At 55.4% G+C, this 23,110-nt stretch carries 19 protein-coding genes; 12 read left to right on the plus strand and 7 right to left on the minus strand.

The window, feature by feature from the left end; all coding sequences use genetic code 11:
* Nucleotides 1-166: 166 nt before the first annotated feature.
* Genes glyQ through A3GO_RS0103265 form a run of 4 tightly spaced genes read left to right on the plus strand, consistent with a single transcriptional unit; the run spans nucleotide 167 to nucleotide 4,566 of the window.
* Nucleotides 167-1,099, plus strand: a complete 933-nt coding sequence (gene glyQ / locus A3GO_RS0103250) for a glycine--tRNA ligase subunit alpha (RefSeq protein WP_029132178.1) — start codon at nucleotides 167-169, stop codon at nucleotides 1,097-1,099.
* Nucleotides 1,092-3,239 carry a glycine--tRNA ligase subunit beta gene (gene glyS / locus A3GO_RS0103255; protein WP_084609720.1) on the plus strand — a complete coding sequence of 716 codons (2,148 nt, stop codon included), beginning with the start codon at nucleotides 1,092-1,094 and terminating at the stop codon, nucleotides 3,237-3,239. The genes glyQ and glyS overlap by 8 nt, the downstream gene beginning before the upstream one ends.
* Nucleotides 3,240-3,298: 59 nt before the next feature.
* Nucleotides 3,299-3,850, plus strand: coding sequence for a D-glycero-beta-D-manno-heptose 1,7-bisphosphate 7-phosphatase (gene gmhB, locus A3GO_RS0103260; protein ID WP_029132180.1), 552 nt, complete (start codon nucleotides 3,299-3,301; stop codon nucleotides 3,848-3,850).
* A gap of 5 nt (nucleotides 3,851-3,855) precedes the next feature.
* Complete coding sequence (locus tag A3GO_RS0103265; RefSeq protein ID WP_029132181.1) at nucleotides 3,856-4,566, plus strand: lysophospholipid acyltransferase family protein; 711 nt, start codon at nucleotides 3,856-3,858, stop codon at nucleotides 4,564-4,566.
* Nucleotides 4,567-4,757: 191 nt separating this feature from the next.
* Here A3GO_RS0103265 and gyrB read toward each other — a convergent pair whose 3' ends face one another.
* The 4 genes from gyrB to dnaA form a co-directional block, all read right to left on the minus strand.
* Nucleotides 4,758-7,163, minus strand: coding sequence for a DNA topoisomerase (ATP-hydrolyzing) subunit B (gene gyrB / locus A3GO_RS0103270; protein ID WP_029132182.1), 2,406 nt, complete (start codon nucleotides 7,161-7,163; stop codon nucleotides 4,758-4,760).
* 93 nt (nucleotides 7,164-7,256) lie between these two features.
* Nucleotides 7,257-8,321 carry a DNA replication/repair protein RecF gene (recF, locus tag A3GO_RS0103275; protein ID WP_029132183.1) on the minus strand — a complete coding sequence of 355 codons (1,065 nt, stop codon included), beginning with the start codon at nucleotides 8,319-8,321 and terminating at the stop codon, nucleotides 7,257-7,259.
* A 76-nt stretch (nucleotides 8,322-8,397) separates the two neighbouring features.
* Complete coding sequence (gene dnaN / locus A3GO_RS0103280) at nucleotides 8,398-9,498, minus strand: DNA polymerase III subunit beta (RefSeq protein ID WP_029132184.1); 1,101 nt, start codon at nucleotides 9,496-9,498, stop codon at nucleotides 8,398-8,400.
* 225 nt (nucleotides 9,499-9,723) lie between these two features.
* Nucleotides 9,724-11,082 carry a chromosomal replication initiator protein DnaA gene (gene dnaA / locus A3GO_RS0103285; protein ID WP_029132185.1) on the minus strand — a complete coding sequence of 453 codons (1,359 nt, stop codon included), beginning with the start codon at nucleotides 11,080-11,082 and terminating at the stop codon, nucleotides 9,724-9,726.
* A gap of 529 nt (nucleotides 11,083-11,611) precedes the next feature.
* Here dnaA and rpmH point away from each other — a divergent pair.
* The 4 genes from rpmH to mnmE all read left to right on the plus strand — a co-directional run bounded on the left by rpmH (nucleotide 11,612) and on the right by mnmE (nucleotide 15,292).
* Nucleotides 11,612-11,746 carry a 50S ribosomal protein L34 gene (gene rpmH, locus A3GO_RS25635; RefSeq protein ID WP_084609721.1) on the plus strand — a complete coding sequence of 45 codons (135 nt, stop codon included), beginning with the start codon at nucleotides 11,612-11,614 and terminating at the stop codon, nucleotides 11,744-11,746.
* A 14-nt stretch (nucleotides 11,747-11,760) separates the two neighbouring features.
* Nucleotides 11,761-12,132, plus strand: a complete 372-nt coding sequence (gene rnpA, locus A3GO_RS26810) for a ribonuclease P protein component (RefSeq protein ID WP_029132186.1) — start codon at nucleotides 11,761-11,763, stop codon at nucleotides 12,130-12,132.
* Nucleotides 12,133-12,228: 96 nt separating this feature from the next.
* On the plus strand, nucleotides 12,229-13,932 hold the full coding sequence (gene yidC / locus A3GO_RS0103295; protein ID WP_029132187.1) for a membrane protein insertase YidC: 1,704 nt from the start codon (nucleotides 12,229-12,231) through the stop codon (nucleotides 13,930-13,932).
* The gene (gene mnmE, locus A3GO_RS0103300; protein WP_051301792.1) at nucleotides 13,913-15,292 is read left to right on the plus strand and encodes a tRNA uridine-5-carboxymethylaminomethyl(34) synthesis GTPase MnmE; all 1,380 of its coding nucleotides are present in this window, start codon (nucleotides 13,913-13,915) and stop codon (nucleotides 15,290-15,292) included. Before yidC ends, mnmE begins: the two co-directional genes overlap by 20 nt.
* 237 nt (nucleotides 15,293-15,529) lie before the next feature.
* Here mnmE and A3GO_RS22350 read toward each other — a convergent pair whose 3' ends face one another.
* Nucleotides 15,530-18,358, minus strand: coding sequence for an EAL domain-containing protein (locus A3GO_RS22350; protein ID WP_051301793.1), 2,829 nt, complete (start codon nucleotides 18,356-18,358; stop codon nucleotides 15,530-15,532).
* Entirely contained in the window at nucleotides 18,355-18,624 is a 270-nt protein-coding gene (locus tag A3GO_RS0103310) for a hypothetical protein (RefSeq protein WP_157606696.1), read from the minus strand. Before A3GO_RS0103310 ends, A3GO_RS22350 begins: the two co-directional genes overlap by 4 nt.
* A gap of 253 nt (nucleotides 18,625-18,877) precedes the next feature.
* On the opposite strand from A3GO_RS0103310, the gene A3GO_RS0103315 reads away from it, so the two are divergent.
* A complete protein-coding gene (locus tag A3GO_RS0103315; protein ID WP_029132190.1) occupies nucleotides 18,878-19,447 on the plus strand; it encodes a nuclease-related domain-containing protein in 570 nt (189 codons plus the stop codon).
* Here the strand turns inward: A3GO_RS0103315 and A3GO_RS22355 are convergent.
* The gene (locus tag A3GO_RS22355; protein WP_084609723.1) at nucleotides 19,434-20,306 is read right to left on the minus strand and encodes a paraquat-inducible protein A; all 873 of its coding nucleotides are present in this window, start codon (nucleotides 20,304-20,306) and stop codon (nucleotides 19,434-19,436) included. The two genes, A3GO_RS0103315 and A3GO_RS22355, sit on opposite strands and share 14 nt — an antisense overlap.
* Nucleotides 20,307-20,465: 159 nt before the next feature.
* Here A3GO_RS22355 and A3GO_RS0103325 point away from each other — a divergent pair, with 159 nt between their 5' ends.
* From A3GO_RS0103325 to rbr, 3 genes are read left to right on the plus strand one after another with little or no spacing between them, the layout of a single operon-like run.
* Entirely contained in the window at nucleotides 20,466-21,575 is a 1,110-nt protein-coding gene (locus A3GO_RS0103325; protein WP_029132191.1) for an NAD(P)-binding domain-containing protein, read from the plus strand.
* Between the two features lie 11 nt (nucleotides 21,576-21,586).
* A complete protein-coding gene (locus tag A3GO_RS0103330) occupies nucleotides 21,587-22,486 on the plus strand; it encodes a DMT family transporter (RefSeq protein ID WP_029132192.1) in 900 nt (299 codons plus the stop codon).
* Between the two features lie 45 nt (nucleotides 22,487-22,531).
* A complete protein-coding gene (gene rbr / locus A3GO_RS0103335; protein WP_029132193.1) occupies nucleotides 22,532-23,110 on the plus strand; it encodes a rubrerythrin in 579 nt (192 codons plus the stop codon).

Below are 23,110 nucleotides of genomic sequence, written 5' to 3' on the forward strand. Positions count from 1 at the left end.
GGGATCTGGGGCCGATACGCTATCTTTGTGTCTTTGCGAGGATTTATATGGCACCGGGTCAATGAGGCGAGTGATCCCGAAGGTCAAAGACTCAACAATCCAGCGCCAAAACGATATACTGGCGCGATCCGTTTTTTCCTTTTCATATAGAGCCTTAACCTGAACCATGACGAATTCGAACAATGGCCCTGACGCCTCCACCTTCCAGGGCCTGATTTTTGCCCTCGAGCGTTACTGGGCGGAACAGGGTTGTGTGATCCTGCAGCCTTATGACATGGAGGTGGGCGCCGGTACCTTTCACACCGCCACCTTCCTCCGCTCCATCGGACCGGAGCCCTGGAATGCCGCCTATGTACAGCCCTCTCGCCGCCCCACCGATGGCCGCTATGGGGACAATCCCAACCGGTTGCAGCACTATTATCAGTTCCAGGTGGCGCTGAAACCGTCGCCGCTGAACATCCAGGAACTTTATCTGGGCTCCCTGGAGATGCTCGGTCTCGACAGCAAGGTGCACGATATCCGTTTTGTCGAGGACAACTGGGAATCGCCGACGCTTGGCGCCTGGGGTCTGGGCTGGGAGGTGTGGCTGAACGGCATGGAGGTCACCCAGTTCACCTATTTTCAACAGGTAGGGGGTATCGACTGCCGGCCGGTGACCGGTGAGATCACCTATGGCCTCGAGCGTATCGCCATGTACCTGCAGAATGTGGAGAGTGTATTCGATCTGGTCTGGACCCAGGGTCCCCAGGGTCCGGTCACCTATGGCGATGTGTTCCATCAGAACGAGGTGGAGCAGTCCGCCTACAACTTCGAACACGCGGATGTGGAATTCCTGTTTGGTTATTTCGACCAGTGTGAAAAGGAGAGCAGCAAGCTGATCGAGCTGGGCCTCCCGCTACCCGCCTACGAACAGGTATTGAAGGCATCCCATGCGTTCAATCTGCTGGACGCCCGACACGCCATCTCGGTGACCGAAAGGCAACGCTATATACTGCGTGTGCGCGCCCTGGCCAGGGCTGTCGCCCAAGCCTATTACGATGCCCGGGAAAAACTGGGCTTCCCCATGCTGAAGAATTCGAAGGAGCTGGCCCATGGCTGACAATTTCGTCGGGAATGAAATTGGACGGCCGGAGGCCGCCCGCGGGGAGCGCGCCGTGGAAGGCGCGAGTCAATGTGCCGATCTGCTGTTTGAACTCGGTACCGAAGAACTGCCTCCGGTCGCCCTGAAAAAACTCTCTGATGCCCTGACCACCACATTTGTGGAGGGTCTGGAGCGCGCCAACCTGCAACATGGAGCGGTGCATGCCTATGCCACCCCGCGAAGGCTCGCCCTGCGGGTAGAGGCCTGTAGCACAGCCCAACCGGATCGCGAGACCGAACGCCGGGGACCTGCCGTTCAGGCCGCTTTCGATGCCGAGGGCAACCCGACCAAGGCAGCACAGGGATTTGCCCGCTCCTGTAACACCAGCGTCGACCAACTGGAACGGCTCACTACCGATAAGGGCGAATGGCTGGTCTACAAGCTTCAGGAGCAGGGAAAACCAACCGCGGAGCTGCTGCCCACGATTGCCGAGGAGGCGCTCAACCGCCTGCCCATTCCCAAGCGGATGCGCTGGGGCGCATCAGAGGCGCAGTTTGTGCGCCCGGTACAGTGGCTGCTGTTCCTGCTGGGCGGGCAAGTGGTTCCCTGTCGACTGCTGGATACCGATGCCGGCAATCTGACCCGGGGCCACCGCTTCCACCACCCCCAGCCTATCCGTATTGAGAATCCGGCCCAATATGTCGAGCTACTGCAGGAACAGGGCCGGGTGATCGCAGACTTTGACCAACGCCGGGAAAAGATCCGCCAGCAGGTTGCCCAGACTGCCGAGGCCATTGGTGGCCGGGCGCCAATCGACGAGGCCCTGCTAGACGAGGTGACCGGTCTGGTGGAGTGGCCGGTACCCATCTCGGCAGGCTTTGAGGAGCGTTTCCTGGAAGTACCCCATGAGGCGCTCATCAGCACCATGAAGAAGAACCAGAAATATTTCCATCTGGTTGACCAGCAGGATCGGCTGATGAATCACTTCATCACCATAGCCAATATCGACAGTCCGAAGCCGGAACTGATCAAGGAGGGTAACGAGCGTGTGGTACGACCCCGCCTGAGCGATGCCATGTTCTTCTGGCAACAGGACGGCAAACGCACCCTCGACAGCCGCATCGACTCCCTCAAGAGCGTTCTGTTTCAGCAGAAGCTGGGCTCCATGCATGACAAAAGTGTCCGGGTCGCCGCTCTGGCAGGCATCATTGCCGACCAGATCGGCGGGGACCGGGCTGCGGCGGAGAAGGCCGGCATGCTGAGCCGTTGTGACCTGATGACCGAGATGGTGTTCGAGTTTCCCGAGATGCAGGGCATCATGGGACGCTACCAGGCGAAACGGGATGGCGAATCCGACGAGATCGCACAGGCGCTGGACGAGTTTTACATGCCTCGCTTCTCCGGCGATACCCTGCCCCGGACCCGCACCGGCATCGCACTCTCTCTGGCCGAACGCCTGGATACCCTGGTCGGGATCTTCGGCATCGGCATGAAACCGACCGGCGACAAGGACCCGTTTGCACTGCGCCGTGCCGCATTGGGTGCACTGCGCATCATACGTGAGCACTCACTTACATTTAGCCTCCGGCAACTGCTGGTAAAGGCCACGGAGCAACTGCAAGCGGCGATTACAGAGCCCGATTGTGCCGAACAGGTCTATGGCTTTATGCTGGAACGCCTGAAAGGTATCTACCTTGAGCAACAGATCCCGGTCGATCTGTTCGAAGCCGTTGCCGCCACCCAGCCCGACTCGATTGCCGATTTTGATCGGCGCATACAGGCCGTGGTGGCCTTCCGCACTCTGGATGCGGCCGAGGCGTTGGCGGCAGCCAACAAGCGCATTCACAATATACTGAGGAAAAGTGACCAAACTATACCGGCCGCGGTCAATCCAGAGCTGTTTGACTCGGCACAGGAACAGGCGCTCTATGCGGTGATCGAGCAGAAAGCGGATGAGATTGCGCCACTGATGGCGGAAGCCTCTTATGAGCAGGTACTGCAGAGCCTTGCCACATTACAGGCGCCCGTGGATCAGTTTTTTGATCAGGTGATGGTGATGGCGGACGACCCGGCGATCCGCTCCAACAGACTGGCCCTGCTTAAGCGTTTAAGCACACTGTTTCTCGGCATTGCTGACATTTCCCTACTTCAGGCGTAAGTTTAACGTGACCCTGATCCAGAAAATGAAGCATATAGCCATAGTAAGTACATACTTACATGCATAATACGAAGCTGATAATCCTGGATCGCGACGGCGTCATCAACGAGGACTCGGATACTCATATCAGGAGACCTGATGAATGGATCCCCATTCCGGGCAGCCTGACCGCCATTGCGAAACTTAACCAGGCGGGCTATCGGGTGGTGATCGCAACCAATCAGTCCGGATTGGCACGTGGACTGTTTAAGATTGATACCCTGAATGCCATCCATAGCAAGATGAATCTGGCGCTGGCCAGCGAGGGTGGACGTATCGATGGGCTGTTTTTCTGCCCGCATGGTCCCAAATCGGGCTGTGATTGCCGCAAACCCAGGCCCGGTTTGCTACTTCAAATCGCTGATCGTTTCTACACCAGTCTGGAAAAAGTTCCCTGCATCGGTGACAGTCTGCGCGACTTACAGGCGGCGATGGCGGTCGGTGCACGGCCGATCCTGGTACGCACCGGTAAAGGCACTAAAACGGAAGCTGATCCCAAGCTCGATCCTGCAATTCCAATTTATGACAACCTGAGCGAAGCAGTGGCTGAATTGTTGAAACAAGAAGAATAAATGCAATGATATTAATTCGATCTTTACTCTATCTGGTGAGCCTGCTGTTCTCTACCGTGGTATTGGCCGGACTGTTGTCAATCATCGGCTGGCTATTGCCCTATCGCCAACGTTGCCAGATTGCCAATGCCTGGGGCGGGGTCAATATCTGGTTTCTTAAGCTTTTGTGTAACCTCGATTACGAAATTGACGGTCTGGAAAAAATCCCTGAATCCGGCGCCATTATTCTGGCCAAACATCAATCAGCATGGGAAACCATGGCGTTGCGCTGGCTGCTTCCCCCCGAACAGGCCTGGGTGCTGAAACGGGAGCTGATGTGGGTACCCTTTTTCGGCTGGGCGGCCGCTACCGTGCAGCCGATTGCCATCAATCGCAAAGCCGGCAGCAAGGCGGCACGTCAAGTCATAGATATCGGCTTGGAACGGTTAAGGCAGCACCGACTGGTGGTTATTTTTCCGGAGGGAACACGAGTCGCCCCGGGAGAGCGCAAGCGTTACGGTATGGGGGGCGCACTGCTTGCCGAAAAGAGTGGAGCACCGGTAATTCCCATTGCCCACAATGCGGGATCATTCTGGCGACGCCGCGATATTCGCAAATACCCGGGTGTTATCAAGGTCATCGTCGGGGACCCCATTCACACAGCCGGAAGAAAGGCTGCCGAAATCAACAAAGAAGTAGAAACCTGGATAGAGCAGACCATGTCCCACATACAGTAGACAGAGTGTAAGTGTTCACTATCATCATAGTGCAGGTGGCTTTCAGCAAAACCAAAAAAGGGCCTTATCGGCCCTTTTTATTTATTTGATTTTAGTTACCTATTACCCGGGCAACGGATTATTCATCCATGAACTTGACTCCGGTTCGACCCATACACAACAGCGCCTTATAGTCATAGCGATGAATAGTCTCAGACATCGAGATTTTCTACCGTCAAGGCGTTCTTCTCGATAAAGTCTCTTCGCGGTTCTACCTGATCGCCCATCAGCGTTGTGAATATCTCATCCGCTCCGACAGCATCTTCAATGTTAACCTGCAGCAATCTTCGCGACTCCTGGTTCATCGTTGTCTCCCAGAGCTGGTCGGGATTCATCTCTCCCAGGCCTTTATAACGCTGAATGTGTTGTCCCCGCTTCGCCTCATCCATTAGCCAACCCAGGGCTTGGGAAAAACTGCTGATATCACTCTGTCTTTCGCCGCGCTTTATGTAAGCGCCATCAGAGAGTAACCCATCCAGCTTTTCACCCATTTCAGCCATTCTCCGATAATCACTGCTGCCAAAGAAATCCAGTGGAATAACCGATTCCGTGTTTATCCCGTGGACATACTGAATAACATTGATTTGTGCCACCTGATCATCCGTTGCCGTCTGAGAGCCAATCTCAAATCGGTTGGAGATGTTCTGTTCCGCATTAAGGCGCAACTCCAGCTCCCTCAGCCAATTATCGAAGCCAGGCTGATCAGCTATCAACTCATCCGTAAGCCTGGGCATATAGATCAGTTTTTCTATCACCGAGGCATCATAGCGTTTTCCAATTCGCTTCACGGTCGCCATGGTGGAGAGATGTTGCTTGGACAGCTCTTCAAGGGAGAGCCCGGACAGGGGCGGCGCATCCTTGCTGACGTAGAGTTCCGCATTATCCAGTGCCGCCTGAAGCAGGTAAGCATTCAGGTCATTGTCATCTTTCAGGTACTGCTCCTGTTTACCCTTTTTCACCTTATACAGTGGAGGTTGGGCAATATAAACATGTCCGCGCTCTATCAATTCATGCATCTGCCGGTAAAAGAAAGTCAACAGCAGCGTACGGATATGCGCTCCATCCACATCCGCATCCGTCATGATGATAATTCGGTGGTAACGCAATTTATCCGGATCAAACTCTTCGCGGCCGATTCCGCAACCCAGTGCGGTTATCAGCGTACCTACTTCTGCGGATGAGAGCATCTTATCGAAACGTGCCTTCTCCACATTGAGGATTTTTCCTTTCAGCGGCAGGATTGCTTGGGTACGTCTATCCCTGCCCTGTTTGGCAGAACCGCCGGCTGAGTCGCCCTCCACCAGGTAAATTTCACACAATGAGGGGTCTTTCTCTTGGCAATCAGCAAGTTTTCCCGGTAATCCAGCAACATCCAGTACGCCCTTACGGCGGGTCATTTCACGCGCTTTTCTTGCTGCTTCCCTGGCACGGGCCGCTTCTATCATTTTCCCGGCGATCTGTTTCGCCTCTCCCGGGTTCTCCAGCAGGAAGGAGCCAAGCCGTTCTGCCAGCACGGACTCCACGATCCCCTTCACTTCGGAAGAGACCAGTTTATCTTTTGTCTGGGATGAAAATTTCGGGTCAGGCACCTTGACTGAAAGGACCGCCGTCAACCCCTCTCGGGCATCATCACCCGAGGTATTAACTTTTTGTTTTTTATCCAATCCAGCTTGATCAATATACTGATTGAGGGTTCGAGTCAGGCCCGCACGAAAACCGGCAAGGTGTGTCCCCCCATCACGCTGTGGAATATTATTGGTAAAACAGAAAATATTCTCTTGATATGACTCGTTCCACTGCATGGCCAGTTCCACGACCACATCATCTTTTTCTATAGAGAAGTCAAAAACCGTTTCATGCAGCGGTGTCTTTTTGCGGTTTAGATGGGTAACAAAGGCCTTGATACCCCCCTCATATTCAAATGTATCCTGTCGATCGTTGCGTTCATCGGACAGTCTTATACGAACTCCCGAGTTCAGAAATGACAGTTCGCGCAGGCGCTTCGCCAGCAGGTCATAGTGGTACTCAATATTGGTAAATGTCTGCTTGCTGGCCCTGAATACAATCTCCGTACCCGATTTATCGGTTTCTCCCACCACGGCCAATGGTGCTTGCGGTTCACCATGTACATACTCCTGGTAATGGATATGTCCATTCCGATGTATGTAAAGTTTCAGATTTTCAGATAGGGCATTCACCACCGATACGCCGACCCCGTGCAACCCCCCGGAAACCTTGTAGGAGTTGTCATCGAATTTGCCTCCAGCATGCAAGACTGTCAGGATCACTTCGGCAGCGGAGCGTCCCTCTTCCGGGTGAATATCTACAGGGATTCCTCGACCATTATCCGTAACTTTGACGGTCTCATCATCCAGTATCGCCACGGTAATCTCGGTACAATAGCCAGCCAGTGCTTCATCAATAGAATTATCCACGACTTCAAACACCATATGGTGAAGTCCGGTGCCATCATCAGTGTCACCAATATACATACCAGGCCGTTTGCGCACCGCATCCAGACCTTTCAACACCTTGATATTTGACGAGTCGTAGCTCATGTAAAACTCCTATTTGCGAACGGCTCATTATACACCATACCGCATTCAGATTTATTCATTAATCACAACTGTTCCACGTGGAACATGCCATCATCAAAGATTGGTTGTTCGTATATCACCGGAATCCACGCGGATAATGACGCATCCAGGATACCGTTCGTTCGATATCTCTTCGGTAGTTGTAATAAGGGCTTGACACCCGATCTGTTTTATCCTTTGCAACAGTTTATCTCTGTTATCCACATCGAGTTCTGCCACAAGATCATCGAACAGGAGTATTGGGTGGTTACCGGTAAACCGTTTGGTGATTGCAGCTTGTGCAAGGTGTAGGGATGTAATGATCATCTTTTGTTGACCGCGTGAAATCGATGTAAATGCGGAACGCTGATCAAATATCAATTTTATATCTGCACGCTGCGGGCCCGCCTGAGTATATCCTTGCCTTATATCCGAGGGTTGTTTATCTCCTAGCACCTGTTCTAGTCGCGAGCCGTCTTCCCATCCCCTCTTCCAGAACATCTGGATATTGCCTTGAATATCCAGTGCCCGTAATTCATTCGCGAGAGCGATTTGCAGATCGGTAAAATATTTCTCACGTAATTTGTTTAACTCTTCCCCCAACTTCCCCAATGTATGATTCCAGCTTGCCACCGTATCTGGAGCAGTTTTAAGCACAATGTTCCGTTGTTTCAGGGCCTTGGTAAATTTCTTGTAGACGGTGAAGTAGGATGGTTCCACGTGGAACACTCCCCATTCCAAAAATCGCCTGCGATACTCCGGGCCGCGCTCGAGTATTTCATGAGACATCGGAGTAAGGATCTGCAGTGGAGTCATCTTGGCGATAGAGGAAAGTCGGGTCGCATTTTCCCCGTCGACTCTGATACTTGTTTGTGTCGCGCTTTTTTGTATCCCGATACGATGCTCCCTCTCGAGGAAGGAGACGGCATAAAGGGTCAGAAATTTTTCGCCATGTCTAACTACTGGACCAAATTTTGCGGTTCTGTAAGAACGACCTCTACCAAGCATATAGACCGCTTCCAGCAAGGTGCTTTTTCCCGAGCCATTTTTTCCCGTGACGAAGTTGATGCCGTCCGAAAATTGAACATCCGCCTCAGCAATATTTCTGAGATTTTGGATTTTTAGCTGCTTGATGGTCACGGGGTGTTCCCGTTATTCCGGGGGATGGGATATTCGGTTGCGGGACTGGCACTGACACCAGTCCCGGTTTGAGAGTTTAGAGACGCATCGGCATGATGACATAGCGGCACTGTTCGCTATCCATGTTCTGGATAAGGCAGCTGCTGTTGGAATCACTGAGGGACAATTTTACAGACTCTGTTTCAATCACATTGAGCACTTCAATCAGGTATCCAACATTGAAGCCTATGACCAGTTCATCACCCTGGTAGTTGATTTCCATTTCATCTTCGGCTTCTTCTTGTTCCGGGTTATGCGCCAGCAGTTTCAACAGGCCACTGGAAAAGTTGAATCTTATGCCGCGGTATTTTTCATTGGAAAGGATGGACGTGCGCATCAAGGCTTGCTTCAGTTGATCCCGGTCGGCGGTAATTTCCTTGTCCGTATTCATCGGGATGACACGCTGATAGTCAGGGAACTTCCCATCAATCAGTTTTGAAGTAAAGCTGGTCTCACCCATGGTAAATCTTATGTGATTGCTACTGACATCTATTTCTATCAAATCCTCGGAATCACTCAAGAGCCTGGCGAGTTCCAAAACGGCCTTTCTGGGCAATATCACCTGCAGCCCCGTCTCCTGACCCAGCACACACTCTGCTTCACTGAGCGCCAACCGATGTCCGTCCGTTGCCACGGCGCGTATCAGTCCTTCATTCATTTCCAGCAGAAGGCCATTCAGATAGTAGCGTACATCCTGAATCGCCATGGCAAACTGGGTTTTTTCTATCAGTCGTTTTAATAGTTTCTGAGTGATGGTAAATCGATGACTGCTCGCCGATGGCTCGATAGACGGATAGTCGTTGGCCGGCAGGACACCAAGAGTGAATCTACTTCTCCCTGATTTGATTACCACCCGCTCGTTTTCCACATTCAGTTCAATCGTGGACTCCTCCGGCAGTGCCTTGCAGATATCAAGCAGCTTCCTGGCGGGCAGGGTGAAATCCGTTTCGTTATCACAATCGACAACGGTGGTAGTTTTCATCTCAACCTCGAGGTCGGTTGCTGTGATATTGATTTTCCCATTGCCTGCATTGATCAGGACATTCGCGAGAATCGGTAAGGTCTGTCTTCTCTCAACAACTCCACCGACCTGTTGAAGTGGTTTAAGCAGATTATCCCTTGTGGTAACGATCTTCATGGCGAAGTACTCTTTAATAGATATAATATATTTATATAAATTTACTGTTATTATTACACAGCGGGTTTATTGTTGATCAAACAGCATTTTTTCTTATTTTTCATACAGTTATAATGAATTTTCTCTGTTGATAACATCCGTATGAGTGGTACTGAGAGATGTTGATCAGCTGTGGATAACTAAAGCATGCTGTTTTGTTGCAAAAACATCAACAGTTTATCCACATTAACTGGTGAGAGTTCTTAACAGGTTTCCATAATCCTCTTCAACCCGATTGTCGCCTTCCTTCAGCTCGGCTATCTTGCGCGTGGCATAGAGTACGGTCGTATGGTCGCGTCCACCAAAAGCCTCGCCTATTTCCGGCAGGCTATGATTGGTCAGCTCTTTTGCCAACGTCATGGCTATCTGGCGCGGTCGGGCGATGGTGCGGCTCCGCTTGGAAGATAACAATTCGGAAGTCCTGATCTTGTAATACTCTGCGACGGTCTTCTGGATATTCTCGATCGTAACCTGTTTATCCTGCGCGGCCAGCATGTCACGCAGGGCGTCCTTGGCAAATTCCGGCGTGATATCCCGGCCGGTAAATTCTGCGTTGGCAATAATTCGACGCAGGGCGCCCTCCAATTCCCGGATATTGGAGCGCACCCTTTTTCCGATGAAAAAGGCCACTTCATTGGGCAGATCCACGCCAAACAGCTGGTCTGCCTTGCTTTTCAGAATGGCGACGCGCGTCTCAAGGTCAGGAGGTTCGATAGCGACCGTCAGTCCCCAGCCGAAACGGGATTTGAGTCGTTCTTCAAGGCCGGATACCTCCTTGGGGAACCGGTCACTGGAGAGAATAATCTGTTGCTGGGATTCAAACAGTGCGTTGAAGGTGTGGAAGAACTCCTCCTGCGACCGCTCCTTGCCGGCAAAAAACTGGACATCGTCTATCAGCAGTGCGTTTACGCTGCGAAATCGGCGCTTGAATTCATCGATGGTGTTGTGCTGAAGCGCCTTCACCATCTGTGCGACAAAACCTTCGGAATGTACGTAGACGACCCGTGCATGGGGATTGGTTTTAACAATCATGTTGCCGACAGCATGCATCAGGTGGGTCTTACCCAGTCCTACACCACCGTAGATGAATAGCGGATTGTAGGCGGTACCGGGATTCTCGCCGATCTGAATCGAGGCCGCTCTGGCCAATTGATTTGATTTCCCCTGGACAAAGGTATCAAAAACAAAGTTGGGATTGAGATTGCTTGGCATCGGTGCGTCCTCGCTCTGACGCACACTCGGTCGTGGATTCTGTCGCTGATTTGGCGCTGAATCCTGGCTGGTATCCACACTGGTTTGTGTATTGCCCTTGCTACCGATTTCCAGAGAAATAGCGGGTGCGTTGGTCCCCGCGATACTGTGCAGATACTCGGTAATCTCGTTGAGATAGTGGTTCTGCACCCAGTTCAGGACAAACTGGTTGGGCGCCAGCAAGCGAATGCTGTGTGCATCCTCGATAGACTGCAGTGGGCGAATCCAGGTATTGAATTGCTGTTGTGGCAGATCATGCTCGAGGCGATCAGTGCACTTGCTCCAAAAATTCACGCTTTATCCACTCTCTTTTTGAAAATGAGAAAGGATTTTCTCTTTTCGTGGTGATGCGGGGACCCCGGGCGACAATCGCTGCCGGTCCACTTTGCTGAATGCCATAAATCCATATGCCACAGCGACCCGGCCATGATCCTTGAGATCAGGGTGAAGTGATCTGAACTGCGGAGGCAAAAGTTTACTCCGCTTTTTATGGCTTATCCATAGCTATTGCGCAGGGATAAAATGTATTGTCCATATCAGGTCGGTATGGCCAGAGCAGGGGCTAAAAAACTGTTTTTTATAAAGATTTGGTTTTTCTTCAGCAGATTGGGCAACTCCCGATGACAATCGTCGGCCGATTTTCCGGTCCCTACATTCGTGAGTCCATAGTTTCTGAGAAATCAGCGGGTTAGCCGAAAATGCTGGGGCGCATTATTGTTGACATTTGCTACCATCGCATCGTACTATACGCGCCCTTTTTTAGGGGCTTTTTCCTGTGCTTGTTTAGATCAGGCCCTGCTTATTTAATTACCTGGTATTTGTCATGAAAAGAACTTTTCAGCCGAGCAACTTGAAGCGCGCGCGTAATCACGGATTTCGTGCGCGTATGGCTACACGCAATGGCCGCAAGATACTGAATGCGCGTCGTGCAAAGGGACGTGACCGTCTGGCACCCTGAGTTTCTGAACTGCTTTGCAAGATCGCAAGGCAAGTTTCGGTCGGGATCTGCGGCTGCTTAAACCTGCTGAATTCCAGCGGGTTTTCCAGAATTCCCGCAGATCGTCAGACCGCTGTTTTACCGTTCTGTTTCTGGCTAATGGCAAGATGAATGCACGCCTGGGAACAGCGGTAGCCAAAAAAATTCTGAAGCGGGCCGTTGACAGAAATCGGGTCAAGCGACTGATCAGAGAGAGTTTCAGACTCAAGCAGCACGATTTGGCGGGTTTGGATCTGGTTGTGATGTGTGCTCGCGGAATTGACCTTTCCAATATACATCAACTGCGTGACTCTCTCGACCGGCACTGGACAAAGGCTGTGCAGGCAATATCGGCTGTCAGGAATTGAGATCGGAAAAGACTCCGCTTAAGCATGATTTCAGTCCATAATACGGCCTTTGCCGATTGGCCGACGCAACTTCCTAATTCGAGTTTGAGATAGTCCATGGATAACCTTCGCCTGATACTGTTTTTCGCACTGGCTTTCATTTTGATGATGCTCTGGCAGGCGTGGGATAAGGATTATGGCGCCAAGCCACAGAGCACGGTGACAACCGAGACAAGTACCGGCCAGGCCGATACCACTTCCTCCGTGCCAAGTGCGATTCCGGCGTCACCAGCCATTGGAAACAACGGAACACCCTCTTCGGTGCCGGAGATTTCCTCGACCGCGGCAGTGCCCATGTCGACAACCGACACCTCTCGTCCCGCCGTACCGACCATCACGGTAAAAACCGATCTCTATACCATGGAGATCGGCACGGTTGGCGGTAATGTGCTGAAGGTTTTTCTCAATGACTATCCGGCTTCCCTGGGAGACAAGGAGAACAGCTTCCAGCTGATGAAACCGGAAGTGCCGGAACTGTTCGTCGCCCAATCCGGCCTGATTGCCGGTGAAGGCAGTACGGCACCCAGTCATGAGACCCCTTATCAGGCCGGCAGTAACAGCTATGAACTGACGGACGGAGCGGACCAGTTGAGTGTCGACCTCCACTGGACCAGCCCGGAAGGGGTCACGGTGACCAAGCGCTATACCTATCAGCGCGGCAGCTACCTGGTGACGGTTCAGCATATTCTGCAGAACGGCTCCGGCAAACCCTGGGTCGGCCGGGAATACCGCCAGCTGATGCGCACACCACCGGAAAACAACAGTGCCGCTTCCAAACTGCTCTATACCTATACCGGCGGCGCCATCTACAGCGAAGAGAACAAATACGAGAAAATCTCTTTTGAGGATATGGAAGAGTCCAAGCTCTCCCGTGAGGTGAAAGGCGGCTGGATCGCCATGCTGCAGCACTATTTCCTCGGTGCCTGGATTCCACCTGAAGATCAGACCGACACCTTCTACACCAATGTGCTGCCCGGCAAGCGCTATGTCCTGGGCGCCTACACACCGGCGGTAACGGTCGGACAGGGCGCCAACCACACCTTCAGCAGTGGTTTTGTCGCCAGTCCCAAATTGCAGGATGAACTGAAGGCGATCTCCAAGGGACTCGATCTGAGCGTCGATTATGGCTGGCTGACCGTCATTGCCCAGCCGATCTTCTGGCTGCTGAAGCAGATTCAGGGTGTGGTGGTCAACTGGGGCCTCTCCATTATCCTGCTGACCCTGCTGATCAAGGCGCTGTTCTACAAGCTATCCGAGGCGAGCTACAAATCCATGGCCAACATGCGTCGCATGACGCCGCGCATCCAGGCCCTGAAGGATCGCTTCGGCGAGGACAAAACCCGTCTGAATGCTGCCATGATGGAGCTGTACAAGAAAGAGAAGATCAATCCGCTGGGTGGCTGCCTGCCAATCCTGGTGCAGATCCCGGTCTTCATCTCCCTCTACTGGGTATTGCTGGAGAGCGTGGAACTGCGCCAGGCGCCGTTCATCTTCTGGATACAGGATCTCTCCATCAAGGACCCCTACTTCGTATTGCCACTGATCATGGGTGTCTCCATGTTCATCCAGCAGAAGCTGAATCCGGCACCACCCGATCCCATGCAGGCCAAAATCATGATGGCGCTGCCGGTAGTGTTTACCGTCTTTTTCGCCTTCTTCCCGGCAGGTCTGGTGCTCTACTGGGTGACCAACAACGTGCTGTCGATTGCGCAGCAATGGTACATCACCCGTCAGATTGAGAATGCCGCCGCCAAGGCCTGATCCAACCAGTCCTGTGGATGCACAGGAGTCGATAGCCGCGGTTGCGACCCCGCCCGGTATGGGCGGGGTCGGCGTCATCCGCATTTCCGGGAAGCTGGCGACCACCGTTGCCATCAACCTCACCGGAAGCCTGCCGGAACCCCGCTTAGCCCGCTTTGCCCGTTTTCGTGATGCCGAGGGACAAGTCCTCGATGAGGGGCTGGTGCTGTTCTTTCCCGCACCCCACTCCTTTACCGGTGAAGATGTGCTGGAGCTGCAGGGCCATGGCGGCCCGGTGGTGTTGGATCTGCTGCTGCAGCGTGTCCTGGCCTGTGGCGTGCGCCTGGCCCGGCCCGGCGAGTTCAGCCAACGCGCCTTTCTCAACGGCAAGCTGGATCTGGCCCAGGCCGAGGCGATCGCCGACCTGATCGAGAGCGGCACGGCCGCCGCCGCCCGTCTGGCGGTGCGCTCCCTGGAAGGTGAGTTTTCCCGGCGTATTCATCAGTTGGTGGAGCAGTTGATTCTGCTGCGCATGTACGTGGAGGCGGCCATCGATTTTCCGGAGGAGGAGATCGATTTTCTATCCGATGGCAAGGTGGCCGGGGACTTGGCGGAGATCATCGACGCGGTCGAGGCGGTGCGCAAGAGTGCCCGGCTGGGACGGCTGATGCGCGATGGCATGACCCTGGTGATCGCCGGTCTGCCAAATGCGGGCAAATCCAGTCTGTTGAACAGTCTGGCCGGTCGTGAGTCGGCCATCGTGACCGATATCCCCGGCACCACCCGGGATCTGTTGCGGGAGCAGATACAGATCGATGGCATGCCGCTGCATCTTGTTGATACCGCCGGCCTGCGGGAGAGTAGCGACGCGGTCGAAAAGGAAGGCATACGCCGGGCCCGGGCGGAGATTGCCCGGGCGGATCGCATTCTGTGGATCTTTGATGACAAGCTGGATCCACAACACCGGGCGTTTGACTCCAGCCTGCTGCCAGGTGGCATCCCGGTCACCTTTATCCGTAACAAGATCGATCAGAGCGGGACAGCGGCGGCTGTCAGGGAGACGGCCGCCGCATTCGAGATCGCACTCTCCGCCAAGACCGGGGAAGGAATCGACCTGCTGCGGGAACACCTGAAACAGTGCATGGGTTTCAATAGCGGGCAGGAGGGTGAATTCATCGCCCGGCGCCGGCATCTGGACGCCATCCAGCGCGCGAGTGAGCACCTACTTACTGGTCGTTCCGCGCTGCAGGACCAGGGTTCCGGCGAGCTGCTGGCGGAGGATCTGCGTCAGGCCCAGCAGGCGTTGAGTGAAATCACCGGCGAGTTCACTGCCGATGATCTGCTGGGGCAGATCTTCAGCAGTTTCTGTATTGGCAAATAGAGCCTTCTTAAGGCTCTGTCCCAATTATGCGTTGGTGTTGTTTTGGCCTAGTAATTTGCCCAGTAGGAGCGGCGCCTCGCCGCGAATTCGGCCCGGGGCGGGCCTCCTACAGTTCAAAGCCCCCTGCGGCGACCAAGCGTAGCGATAGGAGTGGCTTCAGCCGCGAATTTCGCGGATAAATCCGCTTCTACAAAAAGACCACTTCTTATGCAGCAGGTAACCGGGACATAGCCTTTCCTAAGCCGGCAGGTTTTTCCCGGCACCGACCCCTGTCCGCATCACTTCCCGTTGCAGGCTGGCGAGTGAGTCCAGGATACGTGTCTTAAGTTCCGTCAGGTAGTGGGCCTGTGTCTCGGCCTCCGCCAGGCGGCCTTCCGCCTTCAGCTGCAGAATCTCCTGACCGGTGCGGTGGACCTCGGCATGTAACGGTTCCATCTCCTGGAATGTGGTGAGATGGCCATAACGCCGCCGGCCATGATTTTCATACCAGTGGCCCAGCCGGCAGGCGCGGTGATTGGTCAGCTCCTGTTGGGTGATCGATAGCCGGCCACCGTCAAGGGTGTTGAGCACGCTTTTTATCCAGCGCTGATGGTCGTATTGTGCCACCAGTAGCGGGAAGTCACTCATTTCCCACTGCGTATTGGCCCAGAGCGCCCAGCTCGGATCTGGTTGCCAGGTCGCGGCCCAACCGGCAACTTCGTCTGCCGGCATGGGGCGGGCAATGCCGTAACCTTGGGCGATATGACAGCCCAGACGCAGCAGCAATACCCCCTGCTCGGCTACCTCGACCCCCTCCGCCACAACATCGCGCCCGAACAGTGTCGAGAGCGTAATCACCGCCTCCACTACGGCCAGGTCGCCGGGGTCATCCAGCACATCGCGCACAAAACTCTGGTCGATCTTGAGCACATCCACCGGCAGACGTTTTAGATATGAAAGAGACGCATACCCTACGCCGAAGTCATCCAGAGCCAGGCGGATGCCCAATTCATGGCAGGCGGCAATGACTCTGGCGGCGTGGTGAAGGTCGGCGATGGCGGCTGACTCCACGATTTCCAGTTCCAGGCATTGGGGCGGGACGTCCGGGTGATGGGCGATGGCGTCCTTGAGGTCATCAAGGAAATGGGGGGCGGTAAAATGTTGGGGCGCAATGTTTACCGCCACAGACCAGTCGTTGAGGCCTGCCCGGTGCCACTCAGCGACCCTGCCGAGAGCCGTGTCCAGGACAAAGCGTCCCAGTTCACTGCCCAGTTCGTTGTCCTCCATGTGGTGCAGGAATTCCCCCGGAGGCACAATGCCGCGTTGCGGATGGCGCCAGCGTGCCAGCGCTTCGAATCCCGTCACCCTGCCTTGGCGCATATCCACCTTGGGCTGGTAGAACAGCTCGAATTCCCCCGCCGCCAGCGCCAGCCGTATCTCTTTGGTCTGCTCCTGGCGTGCCTGACGTTTCTGATCGTGCTGGGCATCGAACAGCTGGTAACGGTTACGGCCCGAATGTTTGGCGGTGTACATCGCTTCGTCGGCATGGCGCAACAGGGTGTCAGGGTCGGTTTGGTCCAGCGGATAGAGGGTAAAGCCCAGACTGGCGGTTAGCTGCGCCACCTCGCCATCCAGGGTATAGGGTTCTGCCAGGCGATCGAGCAGGCGTCCAAAGATGGTTTCAGCCTCGTTCAGAGAGGTGAGGTCGGACAGCACCAGGACGAACTCGTCACCGCCCAGACGTGCCAGCGTGTCGGTGGCGCGCAAGGTTTCCAGCATCCGTGCGGTAGCCAATTTCAGCAATTGGTCGCCGCTGGCGTGGCCCAGACGATCATTGACCGGTTTGAACTCATCCAGGTCCAGCAGACCCACCGCCAGGAGGAGTTGACTGCGGTCGTTGCGAGCAACCGCCTGATTCAGCCGATCGGCCAGCAATGCCCGGTTCGGTAATTTAGTGAGGGCGTCATGGGTAGCCTGCCAACCGATTTTTTTCTGCAGGGCCTTTTTTTCGCTCACATCACTGAATACCAGAACGTAGCCGATAATGTCGCCATTTTCACGAAGTATGGGTGCGGCCGAATCTTCGATTGGTGTCTCGCTGCCGTCCCGGGCGATTAACCGCATATGGGTCTCCAGTGCGGCCACAGTATTCGTTTCTGCAAGCCGAAAAATCGGGTTGATAGCGGTCTCCCGGGTCCCCTCCTGGACAATGTGGAATACCTCGGTCAGTGGTTGTTGTACGGCCTCCATGACTGGCCAGCCGGTCAGTTGCTCGGCTACCGGGTTCATCTGGGTCACCAGGCCGGTGGGATCGGTTGTAATTACACCGTCGCCGATGGACATCAGGGTGACGTGGTTTAACTCCGCCTCCTTCTGCAGTCGTCCCTGTGCCTCGGCGAGCGCCTTGAGCGTGGCTTCCACCTCATCGGCCATGGCGTTGAAGGCGCTGCCAAGTTGCTGAATTTCCCGTGCCCCGCCCACGGCAACCCGGGTATGGTGGTCTTTCAGGAAGCGGCGATAGGCGTCCACCAGCTGGGTGAGCGCAACAAGTGACGTGCGCAGCGTGAGCGCAAGGATAATAAACAGCACCATGATAACGCCACCCAGGGTCGCCACCCGGTTAAGCGCCCGCTGCCAGGTTTCTGTCTGCGGCAGGGTGGCGTCACAGTGCAGAATCAATTCGCCATAATCCGCGCCGCCCGACTGAACCTGCTGGCGATGCTCGCAGCCCTTGATGCCGGAGAGTCGAATAAACCAGGACGGTATGGTTTGGGTAGTGGGTACGGTTTTGGCAATTAGCTGTTCCCGCCCCATTCGCCACTCGGCACGGCTGAGGTAGGGGCGCAGCTGTACCTCCCGGTCCAGTTGCTCCTGGATGCTGCTGTAGTCGCCGATGTTGACGCTTTTCGTGACGATCGGGTGCAGGGTGGCTGCTGCAACCGCCAGGGTATTCTGCATGGCCTGGGTCTGGGCGACACGCTCCTCGTTCAGGAACATCCAGGTGCGTAAACTTCCGGTACAGAGGACCACCAGGGCGATCGGCAGAAACAGTCTCCAGAACAGGGAGAGGCGCTGGTACTGGCTCATTGCGGTCTGTCCTGTTCACGCAAGAAGCGGTGGTTGGGGATATAATCGGTTTCGGTGGCAGGAACAAAGGCCAGCGGTAGCGGATTCCTTATGATCTCGTCGGTGCTGTCCAGTGTGGCGGGTACCTGTTTCACCAAGGCCGCCGGGTGCGGGTTGAGGACCGCAAATTTTAGCGCATCCGACGTATGTGCCGGGTAGGCCGATGCCGGGTAGGCCGAAAACTGGTTGTACAGCAGGCCGAGACAGACCAGGAAGGCGCGTGGCATGGGATCTCCATCGGTTTCCATCAACTGACAAGATTCAGCTTGTCCACTACATACAATGAAGGGTAACCGCTGTGAATCCCCAAATCCATCTATCCGTTAAGAAAGGCCGGTGATGCCCGGCTATAGGTCACAAAAGTTCACAAAGGGGTTGTCCTTGTCGGCGTTGTTGGCCAAACTTCGCGGCTGACAGATCAGGCATCAGCCGGATATTGTGAGTTTACGACATTCCCTGGACAGGCTTTTATAATCAACCATGTTCTCCCTCACCCCCATGCAGTACCAATGGCTGGTGGTGGCCCTGTCGGCCATTGCCCTGCTGATACTGGTCATCGTTTTCCGGCGCCGTCTGGTCGCCTCCCTGAAGCAGCGGCAGATCGGCCAGGCTATCCGGCGCCTGGGACCCAAGGTGCATCATGACCTGCTGGTACCCGACGGTATCGATGGCGTACTGGTGGCTGACTACGTGGTGTTGACCCACAAGGGAATCCTGCTGGTGACGGTCAACTGGTATGAAGGCAATATCTTCGGTGGCAAGGATACCGATCAGTGGACCCAGGTATTGCGCGGTACCTCGCACCGATTTAATAATCCGCTGCATGAGCTGCAACTGATCTGCGCCACGGTCCGATCCCTGGTGCCGAACATCCCGGTCAGCGGCATTGTCCTGTTTGCCGGCGATTGCGCTTTTCCGAAAGATAAGCCGGACGGCGCCTGTCTGGTGAATGACCTGCCGCGACGGCGGCGCAAGCAGGTGGTCCCGCCGCGTTTTGAAACCGCCTGGGAACTGCTGCTGGCCAAGGCCGGCATGCTCAGGGTGAACTGAGTGATTGATCCTGTTCCGGCAGTTGCCGGAGTTGCCGGAGTTGCCGGAGTTGCAGGCTGATCAGTTGTGAACCGAGCAGTGAAAGTACCACATAGAGGGCGAAGAACCAGAGGCCGGCCTGCACCTCGGCGTGGGTCAACCCGCCGGCATTACTGGAGAAGTAGGCCACCAGGATGGCCACCACAAAGACATCGGCCATGGACCATTTGCCCAGATAGTGGCTCAGGTGCAGTCCGCGCAGGGAGAGATGGTGGGTGCGGCTGAACAGGGTCAGCCAGGCGACAGCGGTCTTTAGCAACGGTAGTATCACGCTGAACAGCAGCAGCAGCAGCGCCAGCCAGAGGTTGCCATGCTCCCAGAGGCCGCTGACCGTGGTGAGTATCCCCTTGGATTGAAACTGCAGCACGGTCTCACCCAGTACCGGCAACGTCTTGCTTACCTCGACGGAGAGAATCGGTGTCGTTAGACCGACCACCAGGGAGATGACGCCTACCGAGAGCATGGCATACCCGAGATCTCCGGCGCTGCGCCGTTGCAGCCAGGCAAGCAACAGCAACAGCCCGGAATCAATCAGAAACAGCGCCGTCAGTTGATTGACCGACTCTTTGTAGGCGGCCTGCAGCGCTTTCTGCTGATTGAGCTCTTCGAGCTGTTGGCTGTACCCGTCATAAAGGCCGAAACTCAACGCCTCCAGTAACTGCCGACCGCTGCTCTCCAGCTGACTGGTGGTCTGCAACTGCTGAATAATCGCCAGGGTCTGTTGCTCATAGGCGGTCGCCTGTTCCCAGATTTTCCAGGCACAACCCGCCAACCCGATCAGCAGCAGGACCAGCAGCAGCCGGTTCAGTGGCTTGTTCATCAATTAACCCTGTCCGATTGCGGCCTCAAGATGCCTTACTCTATCGGGGAAACTCGGGGGATTGCAAACCGGCGAATACCCAGCCATCTGTACCGGTATTGCGGGGCCGTGATCTGGTAAGATGGGCGACGAAATCGCATACCGGCACAGGAAAACAACATGTTGAAACTTGCTTATGTAGGCGGACTGGGAATGATGGCCGGTCCGGCCGCTACTCATTTGACCGCCGATGGACCCGCCCGGGTATTGCGGGTGCAGGATCGGGGCACCCAGGGTGGCAGCCGTGACCGGTACCGGGCAGACTGGCAGGTGCATGGCGCGGAATTGGTGCCGACTCTGCAACAGCTGGTGGGCAATGGCGATCTGGATGGCGTGGTGGTCTGTGCCGGCAAGAACGGTGACGATGTGGCGATCATCAGCGAGCTGACGAACCTTTTACGCGCCGTATCGACCACCCGTCCCTTCATCCTGCATCTCTCTACCGTCAGCCCCGACTTCGCCGAGGCCGCGACCAGCTTCTGCGCCAGTCAACAGGTGGACTATGTCAACTATCCCCTGACCGGGGGACCCCTGGGAGCTCAGCTGGGTGGATCCGATCCCAAGGGGATGCTGATCCTGGCCAGTGGCGATGCGGCGATTTATCAGCGCCTGCTGCCGCTGCTGCAGCGGCTGGGGCATCCCCGATACTTTGGCAGTTCGCCGGCGGCAGGAGCCATTACCAAGCTGGTCGGTCACCACATGGTGTTCAATGGCCTGAACGGCATTGCCACCGCTGCCGCCATCCATGCCGACTGTTTCAATCAGGGCAGGCTGGGGGGCGACGAGCAGTTCGATTATCTCGCTTTTCTCAACGGCGGTGCCGGCGGCACCCGCCAATGGGAGCTGGGACTCAGCAAGGGCATTGCGACAGACAACTGGGAGCAGGGTTTCAGCATCCACCACGCGGTCGTGGATGCCATCTACGCCGCCCGTCTCGCAGTGGCGGCCGGACTGTCGCGGATCTCCATCCAGGCCATGACCAATACTGCCTTCACCTTCTCCTATCTGTTGAACCGCTATCCCGGGCAGACCCTGGCCACCCATGCGGTGGCCAGGGAGATGATCCGCAGCGGCAGTGCCGGCCTGGATCACTTCATGACCGAGCGGGGCGCTTTTGGCGCGGATGCGGATGCAGTAATCACCGCCTGTGTCGCCTCGCTGCCGGAGAAGATTCGCGACTCGGCCCTGCTCGAGGTAACGACCGCTCACTTTGAGTCCGGGCTGGATTGAGTTCGCCGGGCTTGTTGGAACGGCCGGCGCTGCTGCTGGTGTTGACCACCCTGTTCTGGGGCGGCAATGCGGTGGTGGGCAAGTTTGCCATCAACTACATGTCAGGCATTGAGCTCTCGTTCTGGCGCTGGGTACTGGCGTTTTTGATCCTGCTGCCTATTGCCTGGCGTGCCTGCCTGCGGGATCTGGCCTATTACCGCCGCCATTTGTGGCTGTTGCTGTTGCTCGCCCTGCTCAGTGTCTCGCTCTACAACTCACTGCAGTATGTGGCATTGCAGTTCACCACTGCCATCAATGTGGGGGTGGTAAGCGCCACCATGCCGCTGGAGGTGTTTCTGCTGACCTGGCTGTTTGGCCAGGAGCGGGCCAACTGGTTGCAGAAGCTGGGTATGCTGCTGGCCCTGGTGGGTGTCTGCTGGGTGGTCTCCCGGGGTGACCTGCAGCTGCTTACCAGCCTGCAGCTGAACCCGGGTGATCTGCTGATGTTGACGGCCGTGTTCGGCTTTGCCGTCTATTCGGTGTTGATGAAAAAACTGCCGCCAGAGCTGGATAAGCTTGGCCTGCTGCTGCTGCTGATTCTGATCGGTATCTTCGGTATCCTGCCCTTTTATCTCTGGGATATCAGCGGGCGCGATACCTTCAGCCTGAACAGCGATACGGTACTGATCCTCGGCTATGTGGCCATCTTCCCCTCACTGCTCTCCTACTACTTCTGGAACAAGGCGGTACTGCTCGGCGGCGCCAACCAGGCCGGACTGTTCACCAATCTGATCTCGGTGTTTGCCAGCCTGCTGGCGGTGATCTTTCTCGGCGAGAGGTTACAGTCCTACCATGTGATCGGCATGACCACCATCTTCCTCGCTATCCTGCTCGCCACCTATGTCTCCAGGTGGTATTCCCAAAGACAATAACGGTAAAATAAACATAGAAAAATCGGGTTTTATTGGAGTCAAAACATGAACAAGAGTATCCGGGGAACACAAACCGAAAAGAATCTGCTCACCGCCTTTGCCGGCGAGTCGCAGGCGCGCAACCGCTATACCTACTTTGCCGGTGCGGCACGCAAGGAGGGGCTGGTGCAGATCGCCGCCATTTTTGAAGAGACCGCCAACCAGGAGAAGGAGCACGCCAAGCGCTTTTTCAATTTTCTCGAGGGTGGCGATCTGGAGATCACCGAGACCTTCCCCGCCGGCCTGACCGGCAGCACCCTGGAAAACCTGCGTCACGCCGCCGCCGGTGAAGAGCATGAGTGGACCGACATGTATCCGGCCTTTGCCAAGGTTGCCCGGGAAGAGGGTTTCAAGCAGGTGGCGGCGGCATTCGAGGCGATCAGTATTGCCGAGAAACAGCACCACAAACAGTACCAGACCCTGGCGGACAACCTGGAGGCGGGCTTGGTGTTCAAGCGCAACGGCAAGGTAGTCTGGCGCTGTCGCAACTGCGGTTATCTGCATGAGGGTGAGGCGGCCCCCAACGTCTGCCCCGCCTGCCTCCATCCCCAGGCCCATTTCGAACTGCTGGGCGAGAACTGGTAG

Source organism: Sedimenticola selenatireducens DSM 17993, assembly GCF_000428045.1.
GTDB classification, from domain to species: Bacteria; Pseudomonadota; Gammaproteobacteria; order Chromatiales; family Chromatiaceae; genus Sedimenticola; species Sedimenticola selenatireducens.

Bases quoted from the DNA above. Each gene is read 5' to 3' on its own strand.
- glyQ (WP_029132178.1), top strand. From the start codon at position 167: ATGACGAATTCGAACAATGGCCCTGACGCCTCCACCTTCCAGGGCCTG.
- glyS (WP_084609720.1), top strand. From the start codon at position 1,092: ATGGCTGACAATTTCGTCGGGAATGAAATTGGACGGCCGGAGGCCGCC.
- gmhB (WP_029132180.1), top strand. From the start codon at position 3,299: ATGCATAATACGAAGCTGATAATCCTGGATCGCGACGGCGTCATCAAC.
- A3GO_RS0103265 (WP_029132181.1), top strand. From the start codon at position 3,856: ATGATATTAATTCGATCTTTACTCTATCTGGTGAGCCTGCTGTTCTCT.
- gyrB (WP_029132182.1), bottom strand. From the start codon at position 7,163: ATGAGCTACGACTCGTCAAATATCAAGGTGTTGAAAGGTCTGGATGCG.
- dnaN (WP_029132184.1), bottom strand. From the start codon at position 9,498: ATGAAGATCGTTACCACAAGGGATAATCTGCTTAAACCACTTCAACAG.
- rpmH (WP_084609721.1), top strand. From the start codon at position 11,612: ATGAAAAGAACTTTTCAGCCGAGCAACTTGAAGCGCGCGCGTAATCAC.
- yidC (WP_029132187.1), top strand. From the start codon at position 12,229: ATGGATAACCTTCGCCTGATACTGTTTTTCGCACTGGCTTTCATTTTG.
- mnmE (WP_051301792.1), top strand. From the start codon at position 13,913: ATGCCGCCGCCAAGGCCTGATCCAACCAGTCCTGTGGATGCACAGGAG.
- A3GO_RS22350 (WP_051301793.1), bottom strand. From the start codon at position 18,358: ATGAGCCAGTACCAGCGCCTCTCCCTGTTCTGGAGACTGTTTCTGCCG.
- A3GO_RS0103310 (WP_157606696.1), bottom strand. From the start codon at position 18,624: ATGCCACGCGCCTTCCTGGTCTGTCTCGGCCTGCTGTACAACCAGTTT.
- A3GO_RS0103315 (WP_029132190.1), top strand. From the start codon at position 18,878: ATGTTCTCCCTCACCCCCATGCAGTACCAATGGCTGGTGGTGGCCCTG.
- A3GO_RS22355 (WP_084609723.1), bottom strand. From the start codon at position 20,306: ATGAACAAGCCACTGAACCGGCTGCTGCTGGTCCTGCTGCTGATCGGG.
- A3GO_RS0103325 (WP_029132191.1), top strand. From the start codon at position 20,466: ATGTTGAAACTTGCTTATGTAGGCGGACTGGGAATGATGGCCGGTCCG.
- rbr (WP_029132193.1), top strand. From the start codon at position 22,532: ATGAACAAGAGTATCCGGGGAACACAAACCGAAAAGAATCTGCTCACC.